Annotated in this window: 12 protein-coding genes and 1 tRNA gene; 8 read left to right on the top strand and 5 right to left on the bottom strand. The window is 49.0% G+C overall.

Annotated elements, in window-relative coordinates:
• Nucleotides 1-84: 84 nt before the first annotated feature.
• From AC2215_RS21270 to AC2215_RS21235, 8 genes are all read left to right on the top strand, one after another.
• Entirely contained in the window at nt 85-1743 is a 1659-nt protein-coding gene (locus AC2215_RS21270; protein WP_486812017.1) for a helicase C-terminal domain-containing protein, read from the top strand.
• Between the two features lie 154 nt (nt 1744-1897).
• A complete protein-coding gene (gene fba / locus AC2215_RS21265) occupies nt 1898-2977 on the top strand; it encodes a class II fructose-bisphosphate aldolase (RefSeq protein ID WP_486812016.1) in 1080 nt (359 codons plus the stop codon).
• A 191-nt stretch (nt 2978-3168) separates the two neighbouring features.
• Nucleotides 3169-3735 (top strand): DUF3727 domain-containing protein, encoded by a 567-nt coding sequence (locus AC2215_RS21260; RefSeq protein WP_486812015.1) that lies wholly within the window; start codon nt 3169-3171, stop codon nt 3733-3735.
• 11 nt (nt 3736-3746) lie between these two features.
• Nucleotides 3747-4814, top strand: coding sequence for an endolytic transglycosylase MltG (gene mltG / locus AC2215_RS21255; protein WP_486812014.1), 1068 nt, complete (start codon nt 3747-3749; stop codon nt 4812-4814).
• Between the two features lie 60 nt (nt 4815-4874).
• Nucleotides 4875-5396: a YqeG family HAD IIIA-type phosphatase gene (locus AC2215_RS21250; protein ID WP_486812013.1), complete on the top strand. Its 522-nt coding sequence runs from the start codon at nt 4875-4877 to the stop codon at nt 5394-5396.
• 276 nt (nt 5397-5672) lie between these two features.
• On the top strand, nt 5673-6797 hold the full coding sequence (gene proB, locus AC2215_RS21245; RefSeq protein ID WP_486812012.1) for a glutamate 5-kinase: 1125 nt from the start codon (nt 5673-5675) through the stop codon (nt 6795-6797).
• Between the two features lie 1114 nt (nt 6798-7911).
• On the top strand, nt 7912-8772 hold the full coding sequence (locus tag AC2215_RS21240) for a sulfotransferase family protein (protein ID WP_486812011.1): 861 nt from the start codon (nt 7912-7914) through the stop codon (nt 8770-8772).
• A 165-nt stretch (nt 8773-8937) separates the two neighbouring features.
• The gene (locus tag AC2215_RS21235; protein ID WP_486812010.1) at nt 8938-10023 is read left to right on the top strand and encodes a glycosyltransferase family 4 protein; all 1086 of its coding nucleotides are present in this window, start codon (nt 8938-8940) and stop codon (nt 10021-10023) included.
• 120 nt (nt 10024-10143) lie between these two features.
• Here the strand turns inward: AC2215_RS21235 and AC2215_RS21230 are convergent.
• From AC2215_RS21230 to glyQ, 5 genes are all read right to left on the bottom strand, one after another.
• Nucleotides 10144-10230: transfer RNA gene (locus tag AC2215_RS21230), tRNA-Ser, on the bottom strand.
• Nucleotides 10231-10247: 17 nt separating this feature from the next.
• Nucleotides 10248-12626: a ComEC/Rec2 family competence protein gene (locus tag AC2215_RS21225; protein WP_486812009.1), complete on the bottom strand. Its 2379-nt coding sequence runs from the start codon at nt 12624-12626 to the stop codon at nt 10248-10250.
• A gap of 49 nt (nt 12627-12675) precedes the next feature.
• Nucleotides 12676-13152, bottom strand: coding sequence for a DUF4079 domain-containing protein (locus AC2215_RS21220; protein ID WP_486812008.1), 477 nt, complete (start codon nt 13150-13152; stop codon nt 12676-12678).
• Between the two features lie 418 nt (nt 13153-13570).
• Nucleotides 13571-14497, bottom strand: coding sequence for an NYN domain-containing protein (locus AC2215_RS21215; protein WP_486812007.1), 927 nt, complete (start codon nt 14495-14497; stop codon nt 13571-13573).
• A gap of 41 nt (nt 14498-14538) precedes the next feature.
• Nucleotides 14539-15417: a glycine--tRNA ligase subunit alpha gene (glyQ, locus tag AC2215_RS21210; RefSeq protein WP_486812006.1), complete on the bottom strand. Its 879-nt coding sequence runs from the start codon at nt 15415-15417 to the stop codon at nt 14539-14541.
• Nucleotides 15418-15630: the final 213 nt, after the last annotated feature.

The raw sequence follows: 15630 nt of genomic DNA, 5'->3' as shown, positions 1-15630 counted from the left end.
TGCTATAGTACGATCGAAATATCGCCGATCGCGTGCGAGTCGAACCGCGCCGTATCCAGATCGCACCGCACTACATTGGGCCCCATGGACGACCAACGCTCTTACGTTCCAAACTTAACCCGTCCCAATTCCAAAGACCGGGCGATCGTCGAAGTCGAAGTTCACAGAGTTTTGCGCTCGTTTTTGCGATCGTCTCAGATCTCGTCGTGGCCCCATCATTTAACCATGGGGCGCTTGGTTGCCCGTGCCTTGCGATTGGGACGGGGAGCGTTGATTCAGACGGGATCGTTCGGTGAATTTGACGGGCGATATCGCCTCAGTTACCTGATGCCGTTATTGATGTGGCCCGAAGCCGCCATCTTAGTGGCCCCCACATCGATACATTCGGGTCTGCTCGATCGAGAAATTCCTCAACTGCAAGCCTGGGGGGAAACCCGAAAACTCCTCAGCACCGGCGATCGCCTCGACGAAAATTTCTCCGGGCTGTTAGTGACCTCTCCCCAAAGTTGGCTGAGCGATCGACTCAATGGCGAGAATCGCTTCCCCTCTGGCATTCCCACAGTACTTGACGGTGCCGACGATCTCGAACGCTGGACTCGGCAGCAATTAACCACCCAAATCGAACCGCGCCACTGGAACGAGTTAATGCTGGCGTATCCGGACTTGTCCGAGTTCGTTCGCAACGCCCGAGTCCGGCTGACGAAAGCCATTTTCGAGCGGCCGATCAATCCTTATGGATGTTGTTTGCTCGAGACCCCAGAACTCGATATCCTGCGCCAACTCAGTCAACACCTAGACTCGTGCCCGACCCCAAATCTTCCCTCCTGGTACGATTTCTGGTCCCGTTTCTACGCGCAGGGCTATTTGACTTGGGCGAATATCGATCGCACCAGCGGCAACTTTTCCCTACAGTGCGGACCGGTTAACGTGAGGGAAGTTTTAAGTCCGATTTGGCCCCAACAACCGATCGTCACCATTGGCGGTGCGTTAGACTTAGACCCCAAAGCCCCGATCTATCGGCAGCGGATGGGGTTTGAGGACATCACCTGCGTCAAATTTTCTCCCGATCGCGCCAGTGCTTTCATTCAACTCTACTTGCCCGACGGTTTGCCGTTGCCGAACACGCCCCAATATCAGAGCCGGCTGATTCGAGAGTTACATACCTTGATTCGGGTGAGTACGATCTCGGATGCGGAAATTATCGAGAGACCATCGGCCACCCCGCATCCGGAAACCTCTTGGGAACGAGCAACCCAACTTCAGAGTTCGGGTTCGTTTACTGTGATTCTCATCGGGGACGTACCCTTGAAATCGATCGTCGGTTCGATTTTGGCTGCAGAATTTGGCTCTCGAGTTCAGGTGGAGCAAACTCAGATCGGCGCTAACAGTATCCTCGTCACCGGTTGGGAGTTTTGGCGAGAACATCAGGGTCAACTTCCCGCTCCGGGATTGTTGGCGATCGCCACCTTGCCGCTTCCCTCTCTCGAAAATCCCCTCGTGGCCGGACGAGTTGCCCACTACAAACAACAGCGTCAGGATTGGTTTCGATTGTATCTCCTGCCCACAGCCCTGAGCGAACTGCAACGGGCGATCGCCCCCGTCCGGGACTGTCAGGGGGTGGTGGCACTCCTTGATAGTCGTGTTCTCCACCGTAGCTACGGTTCCCAAATCCTCAGCGCCCTCACCCCGATGGCTCGGATTAACTATATCGATGCAAGCTTGTTTTCTGGAGCGAACGAATAGGAGTTCGTTTTGACTCAAGGGATGCATCTCTCTGGCCAAAATCGGTGAAATGAAACAATTCGCCAAATGTTGAAAATTATCTTAAGATTGTTCTAACGAGATCGAGCTAATCTCGATCGCACTAGTCTCACGAGACATCATCAGGAGGATTCATATGGCGCTCGTCCCCATGCGGCTGTTGCTAGACCACGCCGCAGAAAATGGTTATGGGATTCCCGCTTATAACGTTAACAATCTCGAACAAATCTTAGCAATTATGGCGGCGGCTGACGAAACCGATAGCCCCGTTATTCTTCAAGCTTCTCGCGGCGCTCGCAAGTATGCTGGTGAAAACTTCCTGCGCCACTTAGTGCTCGCAGCAGTTGAGACCTATCCCCACATTCCCGTCGTCATGCACCAAGACCACGGGAACGGTCCTGGCACTTGCTATTCTGCTATCCGCAACGGTTTCACCAGCGTGATGATGGATGGTTCCTTGGAAGAGGATGCCAAAACTCCCGCCAGCTTCGAGTACAACGTCAACGTCACCCGTACGGTGGTTGATGTCGCCCATGCCATCGGTGTGAGCGTCGAAGGCGAACTCGGCTGCTTGGGTTCTCTCGAGACCATGCAAGGTGACAAAGAAGACGGTCACGGTTTTGAAGGAACCCTGAGCCGCGAACAGCTTCTCACCGACCCCGACGAAGCCGTTGAATTCGTCGAGCGCACTCAAGTGGATGCCCTGGCCGTTGCCATCGGAACCAGCCACGGTGCTTACAAGTTTACTCGCAAACCCACGGGTGAAATCCTCGCCATCAGCCGCATCGAAGAAATTCACAAGCGCTTGCCCAATACCCACATCGTCATGCACGGTTCCTCCTCGGTTCCTCAGGAGTGGCTAGACATGATCAACCAGTATGGCGGCAGCATCCCCGAAACCTACGGCGTTCCCGTCGAAGAAATTCAAAAGGGTATCAAGAGCGGCGTTCGCAAAGTGAACATCGATACCGATAACCGTTTGGCCATTACCGCCGCTATCCGGGAAGCCGCATCGAAAGATCCGTCTAACTTCGACCCCCGGCACTTCTTGAAGCCGTCGATGAAGTACATGAAGCAAGTTTGCTCCGATCGCTACCAGCAGTTCTGGACCGCCGGTAATGCATCGAAAATCAAGCAAATTCCCATCGATGAGTTTGCAGCCAAGTACGCCAGTGGCGAACTCAAAGCCGTGACTGCGGGTAAAGTCACCGCCTAAATTTGAAGGTTTGAGAAAGTGGCTTGGCCGCTATCTCATTCTTCAACGTTGAGGTTGCGGGTAGCCATCACGCTACCCTTTTTTTGTGGGTATGGGATTTACGCCAACGCGATCTTCGAGTCAAACTTAGGGTTAAACTAGGCACAATCTATACAAATTGACAGCGAGAAATCGACTGCGAATATTGGGTAATGAACCAACCGCAAAATCCGAACGATCGCCCTTATGGTGCGTCCGTCACCTTGACGGATGATACTGGGCGATCGCTTTCGTGCTACATCGAACAATCTTTCGATCTCGATGGCCAAGAATACGTTCTCTTGATGCCCGTTGATACCCCTGTCGATATCCTCGTACTCGATACCGATAACGAGGACGAAGTCTCCCTCGCTACAGAAGAGGATATCGAAAAAGTATTTCCCACGGCTCGCGCCGTCCTGGCAGAATACGATATGACGCTTCAGCACACTGCACTGACCCTGACGATTGCTGGCGAAATCCCCGAAGCCGAGGATGAGGAGTACGAAGACGACTCCGATGACGACGAATACGAAGAGTTATTGTGGCTGGCGAACTTCTTCCATGAAGAGCAAGAGTATGCGGTGTGCACGCCCCTCGATCCGTTTTTCGTTCTGGCGCGAATGAATGCGTTGGGAAAACTGGAGTTACTTTCCAATGAAGATTATCAAAAACTGGAACCGATGATGCCCCATATTGAAAGTATTCTGGAAGAGCGATTATTTGCTGATTTAGATTGAGGCGTAGGCAGGTGCGACGTTTTTTGAGATGGTTTGTGTTTCTGGTGGTGCTATTGGGTGGCGCGGGATATGGTGCTTGGCGAGGCTGGAAATGGTGGGAGTGGGCGAGTGCGCCACCGCTGGTGACTCCGGTGGGTCAAGCCCAAGAACCGCCTGCAATGCAAATTGAAATTCCTCAAGGCACTCCCGCCCAAATTATTGGGGTGAAGTTAGAAGAAGCGGGGGTCATTCGATCGGCTCTGGCATGGAAGATTTGGGCCCGTTGGTTGCAGTTTCAAAGACAATCGGGCGGTTTTCAAGCGGGGATGTATCAGCTATCTCCAGCTCAACCCCTGGAGTCGATCGCCGATCGTATTTGGGAAGGGGATGTCGTGCAGTATAGCTTTACGATTCCCGAAGGGCGATCGATTCGGGAAATGGCGACCTATTTTGAGGCACAAGGATTTTTCTCGGCTGATGCCTTTATAGAAGCCTCGCGCAACGTACCTTACGCTCAATATCCCTGGCTGCCAAACAACTTACCCCACCTCGAAGGCTTTCTTTATCCGGATACTTACCAGTTAACCGACGGCAGTTTGACTCCTGAAGCCGTCATCGCTCAAATGCTGGCGCGTTTTGAAGAAGTTGCGCTTCCCGTCTACCGCCAAAAGCCCAATCCCTTAGAACTGACATTACTCCAATGGGTGACCCTAGGTAGTATCGTCGAAAAAGAATCGGTGGTGGAACCCGAACGAGCGACGATCGCGGGTGTATTTACCAACCGATTGAAGAAGGGTATGAAACTCGAAGCCGATCCAACGGTAGAATACGGTTTGGGAATTCGCCAGACCGTTGATAAGCCTTTGACGTTCCGCCAGGTCGAAACACCTTCTCCATACAATACCTACCTCAATCCGGGACTCCCTCCAACTCCCATCGCCGCTCCGGGGGTTGCCAGTCTCAAAGCCACCCTCGAACCGGAAGAGACGGAGTACCTTTACTTCATGGCTCGTTACGATGGCACTCACATTTTTAGCCGCACCTTGGCAGAACATGAAGAAGCCATTGCCACCGTCGAGCGAGATTTAGCCGATCGATAAAATCGATGAGATCGGGGCGTGCATCGACCTCCATTCAACATTTCAACTCGAAAAACACTGATGTCCTGGGGAAAATTCTTACAACCGGATCTGGTTTTAGGCGACTCGCTCTTGAGTTTGACGCCGGAGATTCTCAAACAGTACCAGCTTGAAGGCTTGGTTCTCGATGTGGATGATACCCTCTTGCCGATGAAGAGCTTCCAAATGTCTCCCCAACTTCAACAACAGGTGGGTCAACTCAAGGAAATGGCGACAATTTGGCTGGTGAGTAACAATATTAACGAAAGTCGGATCGGTGCGATCGCCCGCGCTCTGGATGTTCCCTACCTAGCCTTTGCGGGCAAACCCTTTCGGGGCAAACTCAGACAAGCGGTTGCCGCGATGAACTTACCCCCCGAACGAGTGGGAATGGTCGGCGATCGTCTGTTTACCGACGTCCTGGCGGGAAATCGTTTGGGGATGTTTACCATTCTCGTCGAACCGATGGTCGAACCCGGTCAAGTGGCTAGTAATTCTACCGTGCGGGCGATCGAGATTTGGTTTTCCCAAGCCCTGGGGGTGTCTCTGGGTGTCCATAAGTAAAGTGTAAATAAATAAAACTTTATAGATGTTGATGAATGTCCAAGAAATGAAATATAAAGAAAAGATTACGCCCGTCATGATTTCTTCAATTGTCTGGCATCCTGGAAGAGTCTTAAATGAGGTCAGCTTAAATAAAGACCTTAAATATTGAATGGGGTCGGTTTATATATAGACCCTAAGCGTAAATGCAATAATACATCCCAAGCAGAGTGTTAACCTTCACCGATAGAAGGGGCACTCTGCTGCTATTTATCCGTTCGATCGAGAAGATTTATAATGAGTCCTCAAGCGGACTTCCAACCCCAAACTATCGTTGTCAAAATTGGTACGTCCAGCCTCACCCAACCGCAAACCGGACAATTGGCGCTCTCCACCATTGGTGCTTTGGTGGAAACCCTCACTCGTTTGCGTACCCTCGGACATCGCATCATCTTAGTGTCTTCTGGGGCCGTGGGTGTCGGCTGCGTTCGACTCGGACTCACCGAGCGTCCCCGCGCGATCGCCATCAAACAAGCGGTAGCTGCTGTGGGACAAGGACGGTTAATGCGAGTGTATGACGATCTATTTACCGCTCTCCAACAACCCATTGCCCAAGTCTTGCTCACCCGCCAGGATTTAGTCGAACGCAGCCGCTACGTTAATGCCTACAATACCTTTCGCGAACTCCTCAAACTCGAAGCGATTCCGATCGTCAATGAAAACGATACCGTAGCGGTCGAAGAGCTAAAATTTGGCGATAACGATACCCTCTCGGCTCTAGTGGCAAGTTTGGTGGAAGCAGACTGGTTATTTTTGCTCACCGATGTCGATCGACTCTATTGGACCGATCCCAACGCCAATCCCGACGCCCAACCCATCGAGCGCGTCCAGCATCCCGACGAACTCCTGACAGTAGACGCGGGAACCTCCCGCAGCGGCTGGGGAACTGGTGGAATGGAAACCAAAATTACGGCGGCGCGGATTGCCACCGGAAGTAGCGTTCGCACGGTCATCGCGGCAGGTCGACACCCAGAAAATATCGAAAAAATTTTGCAAGGGGAACCCCTAGGAACCCTCTTCGACCCCCAACCAAGTAGTGACAATGCTCGCAAGCGTTGGATCGCCCACGGACCGATCGCCAGTGGCACGATTTATATCGATGCCGGAGCGGAAAAAGCGATCGCTCAAGGGGGAAAATCTTTATTGCCTGCGGGGATTGTCAAAGTTGAGGGAGATTTTCAGACTTCTGATTCCGTTCGCATTTGTAACGAGCGCGATCGAGTTATTGCTCGAGGGATTACGAATTACAGCAGCGTCGAACTGCAAAAAATTCAAGGCTGTCGCTCGGAACAAATTTCTGAAATTCTGGGCTATTTTGTCGCTCAAACCGCCATTCATCGAGATAACTTAGTGCTGATTTAACCCAACTCACGACTGTCAGTTGTCCCATAGCTTAACCAATAACTGCCACACAGTCATCCCACCATCCCAGATCGACGCTGTGTCCTTGACGTGCTACTGGCTTTTCTTGTCCTGAGCTCTGTTTCTTTTTGCTCGGAGGGTCTTTTGACGAGGGGTAGGAGTATTCTTCAAGGTCAATCCCAACCCTTGTGCTACGTAACGTGAGTTCGGGATAAGCTGAAACCCTGATTTTGCCGTTACTGATTTTCAGCATTTGTCGGTCTCATACCTGCATTCTCTTGTTGAGCCCGTGACAAATAGACTCTTAACCCGAACTGACGTTACGTAGTGCAGTGCGCCAGCAATAACCGAACCGTTATAAATTCCCGAACGCTATGTGTACTAGTGCAGGATGGCAGGAGTCGTTAGACAGTAAACTATCGAACGGAGTCTGAAGTTTTAAGTAGGTAGGTGCTGAAAAGCTTTTTTATGTTGCAATTTGTTAACTAACTTCTGTTTTGACCCAGGAGAGGAATTGGGTTAATTTACATTTAGTTACATAGGTAAAAATGCGAACACCCATCGACTGAGAGCTTTTAGCAAACTGAGTAAGCTAGTTATTTATTTCTGCCGCGCTGCACGAGAACACCTCACCCCCTTGAAGGGTTACACTCGAGCTTTATCAAAACTTATGAAATGTTTGGGTTTATGTATGAGTTTAATAAAGAAAGAGAGTTGCTCTTCTGTATTTCCTTTTCCATAGAGTACTTTGGAGTGAGAATTTACATTCTAATGACTCTGTAAATTTTCGGATAATGTAGTGGTCATTAGAACTCCAGTCTCCGTAAATACTTTAGATAGGTTGCAAGGAAAAGTACTAAGGACCACAATATAAATTGTAAAAAGCAGTACGGATTTATCGAGATAAACAGTCAAATTACCTACGGGTGTAAATTTTAAGTAAATCAAGTCACGTCATCGATACTGACCTAAGTGTGATTCAAATTGTGGAATTTCAAGGGAAGAAGACAGTTTAATGCTCATCAATTGTTCGACTGTTCAAAAAAACATCGAGCTATGATTGGGAGTAGCGATATCCGAGAATACAAGTGGCGCTTTTCCGAGGCTAGTTCTGATGATGAAATCAATTCCTAATCTATTTATAGTGGGGGCAATGAAGTCGGGTACGACTTCGCTTCATAATTATCTGGACGAACATCCAGAAATCTGTATGAGCCAGCAGCCTAAAGAAACTCAGTACTTTGTCAAAGAACTCAACTGGTCTAAGGGCCAAGAGTGGTATCTGAGTCTTTTTTCCCCTGCCGATGGAGTACGGGTTATTGGCGAATCATCTACAGATTACGCAAAACTACCGCGTTATCAAGGGGTTGCCCAGCGCATTGCTCAATTCAATCGGGATGCTCGGATCGTCTATATCATGCGAGACCCCATCCAACGCTCTATCAGCCACTACTGGTGGGAAGTTCAGTGGTCTGCGGAAGGTCGCCCGATGCTGGAGGCAATCAAAAGTACGAAAGACATTACCGATATCAGCTACTACGCCATGCAGCTGGCTCCCTACATCGATACACTTGGTCGCGATCGCATCATGACGCTGACCTTGGAAGAACTCAGTGCGAACCCCCAGCAAACCCTCTCGGGTCTATTTGAATGGTTGGGAGTTGACCCATCTTTCATTCCTCCGAGTCTCAACCGGCGCGATAACGCTGCAACACAAAAAGTTTCCAAAGTCTGGGGAGCTTCTTATATCTCTCGGTTACGCGGCACTCCAGCATGGGATGTTCTCAAGCGGGCCATTCCCTCTCAAGTTCGTGCTGGTGCGATTAAAACCCTTTCTCGACCTGTCGAACGGGATTCGGGTGATGTCGAGCAAGCCATCGACTACTTGCGTCCCATTCAGCAACAACAAACTGCCGAACTCAGCCAACTCTTGAATCGGCAGTTTCCGGAGTGGACAACACTCTATGGATCTTGAAAATGACACTTGCAAGTCGAGATTTACCACATCTTCGTTGCCAACCTCACTCGAAAAGATCTCGCCATCTCTTCAAACTGACCCCTAGCACGAAAATTTGACTGCGAGATCGGCTTTAGTTCAATCTTCTTTATCTTATTGTTTTCACTGAATCTTCCACCACTCATGAAAACCCTTCAAAACTCAAAAACCCACACAGCTCAGTCGGTTCAAGCCACCCAACATATCGTATGCTGTACGGCTTTTACCAAACAAAGTTGGAAGTGGTTCGCACCCGAACTCTCCGGAGAAAACCTTCACTGGCATTTCTACTATTATCAACCAAAAGGATTGTTCGAAAAATACGTAAAGCATCCGAACCTGACGATGATTCGCACCTGCCGAGAAGCCGTACTTACCGTTAAGGAACAGGGTGCAAAAATCCTTTTTACCCACGACCCTGCTGTATCGTTTTGGTGTGCTCTGTTCGTGAAGCAGCTCGGTGTCGAGGTCGAACACATTGCGTATTCTTTTAACTATCCTAAGCTGCCGCGAGGAGTCAAGCGCAGTCTGATGACCGCTGCATTTGCGGATATCAGCCGCTTTGTGGTCTATTCAACCATGGAGAAACAGCTCTATCACGAGTATTTTGGGATTCCCTTAGAGCGCATTGATGTGTGCCTTTGGAGTGTAGGACAGCCCGAAGTTCAACCGGATACACCTTTAGAAACAGGAGATTACATCTGTGCGATTGGGGGAAATGCACGAGACTACCATTCTCTAATGGTTGCAATGGAACAGTTGCCCGATATCCCGCTTGTGTTGGTAACCCGACCGGAAAACCTAAAAAATCTAGACATTCCTACCAATGTCAAAGTTCGGGTAAATATTCCCAAACCCCACGCATACAACATTATTAAGCATTCCCGCTTTATGGTGCTTCCTCTAAGTGGTTCGGAAGTGCCATGCGGTCACGTGACTCTTGTTGCTGCGATGCATCTGGGAACAGCTTTTGCAATTACGAATTCCGATGGCGTGCGCGATTACGCGATCGAAGGTCACAATGCACTGACTTGTGAGGCTTTTTCACCTGAGGGTTTAGCTCAGACGATTCGCACTCTTTGGGATGACCCACAAATGTGCCAGGAACTCGGTCAGAATGGCTTGAAGTTTGCCACAGAAAATTGTTCGGAGACCTCAGCGTTGCGGCACCTCCGAAATATTCTCGTGCAAAGGGGTCTGCTCGAAACTGTAGAGACTCCCGTTACTTGAGCGTGAGCGAGATCGGTTTTCGATTCTGAATCTCCGATCGAACACAAGAGATGAGACTCAAACCTCTCATCTCTTATTCCTATGAAAATGAAAAAGTCGAGTTAGATGTTTTCGTAACAACGGAGAGGGGGGGATTCGAACCCCCGATGGCTGTGACACCATAACAGATTTCGAGTCTGCCGCATTCAACCGCTCTGCCACCTCTCCAGCAGGTATATTATATTCTACTCTAGTTTGCGTCCCGACCGATCGCGTTTCCGATCGTTTTGGGTCTTATCCAAAGTGGTTTGGAAGGTTTCCTCGGGACTCCAACGCACCGCACCATCGCGATGAGTCCAAAATAACTGAATTTGCCGAGTTTGTAGTTTTTTGACTGTCTCGCTGTCAAGGGAATCGGAAAACGCGATCGCCACTTTGGGATTGAGAGCCTCTAAAAGTCGATCGGAAATTTCTGCCCCCGACCAACATAACACCTCGAGCTCCGGCAAACTCTCACCGGCCAGGAGTTGAGTCTGCTGCTGAATATCCAAATTACCCAACACCAACCAAGTCTGTTCCCGAATCCGTAACTGCCAGACGGGAGGATTGGCATTGAGCAGTGTCACGGATGTCGCACCCATAGGTTCGGTTTGCTTAACCGACAGGGGAACGCTCGATCCGTCTTGCGATCGCACTGCTGCCAAAATTGCTTCCAATCTGGAATCCGGTGGAGATGCTGGATAATACCAAGTTTGAATCGGAAGCGAGTCTAATAAGAGTTGCCAGCCGGAATTTTGTCCGATTGGAGGACGCATCGCCAACGCCGCCTCAATTCGATTAATTCCCTGACTGCTGAAAAAAGGCAGTACTACATAACGAACGGTATTCGTATCCCCACTATTTAATAGTGTCACTTGCCATCGATCGCGAATCGCTAAAATCGGTTCCCGTCGCGTATTCAATACCGTGACTTGAAACAGGTTGTTGGCTTGATGCCAAGCGGGAAACACCACTATGCCTAACGAGAGGAAAAACAACATTACCCATAGAACCCAACTGGGAGATTGGACTTTTTTTCCCGATCTCTTTCGATCGGCTTGCCACGTACAATACAGACAAACCGCTCCGAGAAGTCCGTATAACGCGACGAGTTGCCAAAGCGCGATCGTTCCGACAGCGATACTATTTCCGGGAAGTTCGCTAAAAAATTCGACGATCGCCAGCAAGCCGCGAACGGGATAGTACAGTAACCCTGCCACAATACGACCCACTGCCGGATACACCAATGCAGCAATTCCACTAACAAATCCACCGATCGTAATTAAAGAAAGTAGAGGCGTGGCGATCGCATTCACGAGAACGCTGTAAGTACATACCACGCTGAAATAGTACATTTGTAGGGGAAGCGTCCAAATGGTTGCCGAAATCGGAACTGCGAGCGCTGTAGCGATGGCAACGGGTAGTCGATCCCAACGCTTCACCAACGGGTTAACGGTAACGATCAATCCCAAAGTCGCGGCAAAACTGAGCTGAAATCCGACATCCCGAATCCACAGGGGATCGTACAGCAGCAAAATGACAGCCGCCAGTAACAAAATACCCACGGGTCTGACTTTTCGTTGCAGTACTAAACCCACCAAGCCGCCAAATCCCATAATCGCAGCCCGCAGTACCGAAGCTTGAAAACCCGCGAGTCCGGCATAGAAAACCAATGTCACCGTACCCAGCCAAAATTTTGTCCCCTCGGAAAGTCGTCGGGCAATTGCCAGGACTAAGCCTAAAATCAGGGTTACGTGAAAACCGGAGGCAGCTAAGGCGTGTGCCATACCTACGAGAATAAATCGATCGCGAATCTCGTAGGGTAAATCGACGGATCTGCGTCCGAGTACCATTGCACTCACTAATTGCCCTTCCGGACTTCCCAACCCTTCTACTTGGGCGCGAACGATACGCTGGCGAATTTGCCAGAGTCCCCCAAATCCGGCATCGGCAGTGGGTTGAAGATTAGAGCGCTGAATTTCATCCCCTCTCATTCCAGCAAAAATACCTTGCCAAGCCAGGTAGTTAGAGAAGTCAAACGCGCCGGGATTGGTGGCGGGTGTGGGTTCGTAAAGTTTTCCCGTTATCGAGATTTCCAGTCCTGGATGCAAACCGGTTCCTTGCAGGAGGGGAACGGTGACGTAGAGTTTTCCTGTGACGGGTCGATCGATTTGGGATAGGGTGTTGGAACTGCCGTTGTCTGCACTGGTTGTTTCTTGAAGTTCGATCGCTTGAAGTTCAAATTGTACCGATTGAGAACGAGTCAGGCGAGGAGAACTCACGACTTTACCGCGTACTGTAACGATTTGTGCCTCGGCTTCTACATCAGCGGAGGGTACGAACTGGCTGATGTCATTGACAGCCGGTTCGGGAACGCGAAGTTGAAAATAAAAAGCAGCCGAAAAGGCGATCGTTCCTGCTGTTATCCACACCCACCATCTCGGCCCCATCCGCCAGAATCTAGGCACGATTGCTGCCAAAATAAACCCCAAAGCCAGTAACCCATACTTGCTTTGGGGTAATGTTGCCATCATCAAGCCGACAATATAAGCCAAACTTAAAATGATGCCAGCACCTTGAGACATTATTTAAACAATTTAGAGGTAATTGAGATGGGTGATGGGAAGCGAACGCTTAGATAGATAAACCCAGCTTCAACCCTAACATTGCATGAAGGAACATGACGCACAATGTCGTGCCCCCCAAATACGCATGGACGCTACGTAGGGAGGAACGATCGCCCCAAAAACCACTCAACGACAATCCGGCTTGAATGGATAGCAAAATCAAAACGATCGATCCAGTCCAGAAATGAGGACTTTCGAGGACGGCTTCCCGTTGCATAACCAGCGAGAGTAATCCGCCGGTATAGCCTAACGCCAGAAAGAGGAACATGAAAGGAGCAATTTTGCGGTGAGTGCTGAAATTTTCACCAGAGACCGTAGCTTCTGTCGCCATTCGTCCGCGCCAACCGGTCAATCCCACAGCACTACCCATGGCAAAGATAACGATTCCCATCATTAATGGATGTCCCCAGTGGACGATCGGTTCGGGCATTCCCAAATTCCGAAATTGACTGGCAATGGGTTCGAGTAATTCACTAAGATTCATCGCAAATTCTGACAGCTTTGAACGAGATACATGGACACAATAGAACGAAGATTTTCACGAGCTTTGCCTTCTTTAAGTTGAGAGATTGCAACCGTTTTAACCCTTAGGATAATTTGTGCAAATATGGGTGCATCCCTGACCTGCACGAATATCTGGCTTGCATTCGCCACAATTACAACAACAAAAAGTGACCTCTCACAATAGCTACTGTAAAAGGAGGTCTATATCTACCCAAATATTGACGTTTCAGAAGCAAGGAAAATCTTACTTTTTTAGTTTATAACGTTTTGTGAAGTTCTCATACCTCAAAGAGAGTGGTAAACGCCATACACTCCTGAGGGATCGTTTCACAACTGAGAATTTTTCTTAGTAAAGCGCACTTTTACAGACGTTATTTTTTTGCACGGCTTAGAAATGATTAAGCCAAACTATCTTCCATCATCTTTTGTTTTTTCTTGATGTATAAAACTTTGACAACTGGATTATGTTCGCTGGCAACTTCCTTGATTTCAAACAAATCTAGCGCTTCAATCAGCTTTCCCAGCTTGTTATAACCATAATTTCTCGGATCGAATGAAGGGGATACTTTATTAATTTGTCCCCCGACCGGAGCTAAATTGGCCCAGCCATCTTCATCGGCAATTGCTTCATAGGCATGTTCGATTAGCTCGATCGGAACTCGATCCGTTTCACCGAGAGTGTCGCTATCTTCAGGAAATTCTGGAACGACTTCCGTTTTTACATAATGAGAATCTCGATTGAAATTCGCCACTTTACTGAGAATAGATGTTGACTCAGTACGTTCAGAGATCGGCTCTGATTTAGACAGAATTTCCACGTAGGTAAACTTATCGCACGCTTTCTGAAAAGGAATTGGCGTTTTTCGCTCCCCAAAGCCATAAACCAACAGCCCAGATTCTCTCAAACGACAAGCCAGACGAGTATAGTCGCTATCGCTAGATACGATACAAAAACCATCAAAGTTATCTGTATACAGCAAATCCATCGCATCGATAATCAATGCACTATCGGTCGCATTTTTCCCTGAGGTGTAGCTATATTGCTGAATCGGCTGTATGGCAAACTCATGTAATCGTTCCTTCCAACCTTTCAGGTGAGAGCTCGTCCAATCGCCATAGATTCTTTTGACGTTTGCCGTGCCATACTTAGAAATTTCTTCGAGTAAAGCAGAAATTAATTTGGAACTAATATTGTCGGCATCGATTAAAACCGCCAAATTTTGTGAAATCTGAGAACGATTGGAGAAGCTGAGATTATCAAACAGCGTTCCGGAGCGATCGAATTTTTCGAAAAAATTGTTCGAGATGGACAGCTTACCTTTCATTCACCAGCAACCTTAAATGACTCCATCGGGATTCAATCTCATTATACTGACGGATTTTTCATCAATGGAAACTCTAGCTTTTGGCGTTGCTCCAGATACAAATGAGCCACTCGTCGTGCAAAATTCCGAATCCGACCGATGTATCTAGTGCGTTCCGTTACTGAAATCAGACCCCGCGCATCGAGCAGATTGAAGGTGTGAGAGCATTTGAGGACGTAATCGAGACTCGGGGCGACCAATCCTCGTTCGCATAACTGAGCCGCTTCCCCTTCGTAAAGACTAAATAGAGTAAATAGCAACTCTGGATTGGACGCTTCAAAATTATAAACGCACTGTTCGATTTCACTTTGTAAGTGAACATCACCGTAAGTCAACTCATCCGTCCAGCGGATTTTCGGAAATGCATCGACCTCTTGAAGGTACATCGCCAGCCGTTCGAGTCCGTAGGTAATTTCAATCGAAACCGGCTTGCAATCAATTCCGCCACATTGCTGAAAGTAAGTGAACTGAGTAATCTCCATCCCATCGAGCCAAACTTCCCAGCCCACACCCCACGCACCCAGCGTCGGAGACTCCCAGTTATCTTCGACAAATCGGATATCGTGGTTTTCCACGGCAATTCCTAAAGCCCGCAACGAATCGAGATAGAGATCCTGAATGTTATCCGGTGAAGGTTTCATCAGCACCTGGTACTGATAGTAGTGCTGATAGCGATTGGGATTTTCGCCATATCGTCCATCCGTCGGTCGCCGACAAGGCTCGACATAGGCAATCGACCAAGGTTCGGGCCCGATGGCTCGTAAAAATGTATGGGGATTCATTGTCCCCGCGCCCTTCTCTGTGTCGTAAGGCTGAGCGATCGCACAACCACGAGCGCCCCAATATTTGTGCAGCGTCAATATTAAAGACTGAAAATTCACCAGATTTCCCCCTCGCTGAGCTAGATCGATCTAGGGTGTAGACTCACCTATTCTCTCTTAGAGGTGCTCGACTAAACAACAGCCGGTTCTGCCGGGAATAGTCGAGTTTGAAACCCTTGAGCAGAGGGAGATTCAGAGATTGTCAATTTTTTTTTGCCAAAAGGGTTGACGCAGATGGGTGAGGTCGTGTTATGTTAGTAAAGCGCTGAGGGG

The organism is Zarconia sp., from assembly GCF_057467645.1.
Note: the sequence above shows the minus strand (reverse complement) of the source record. Positions and strands in the feature narration are given on the sequence as shown.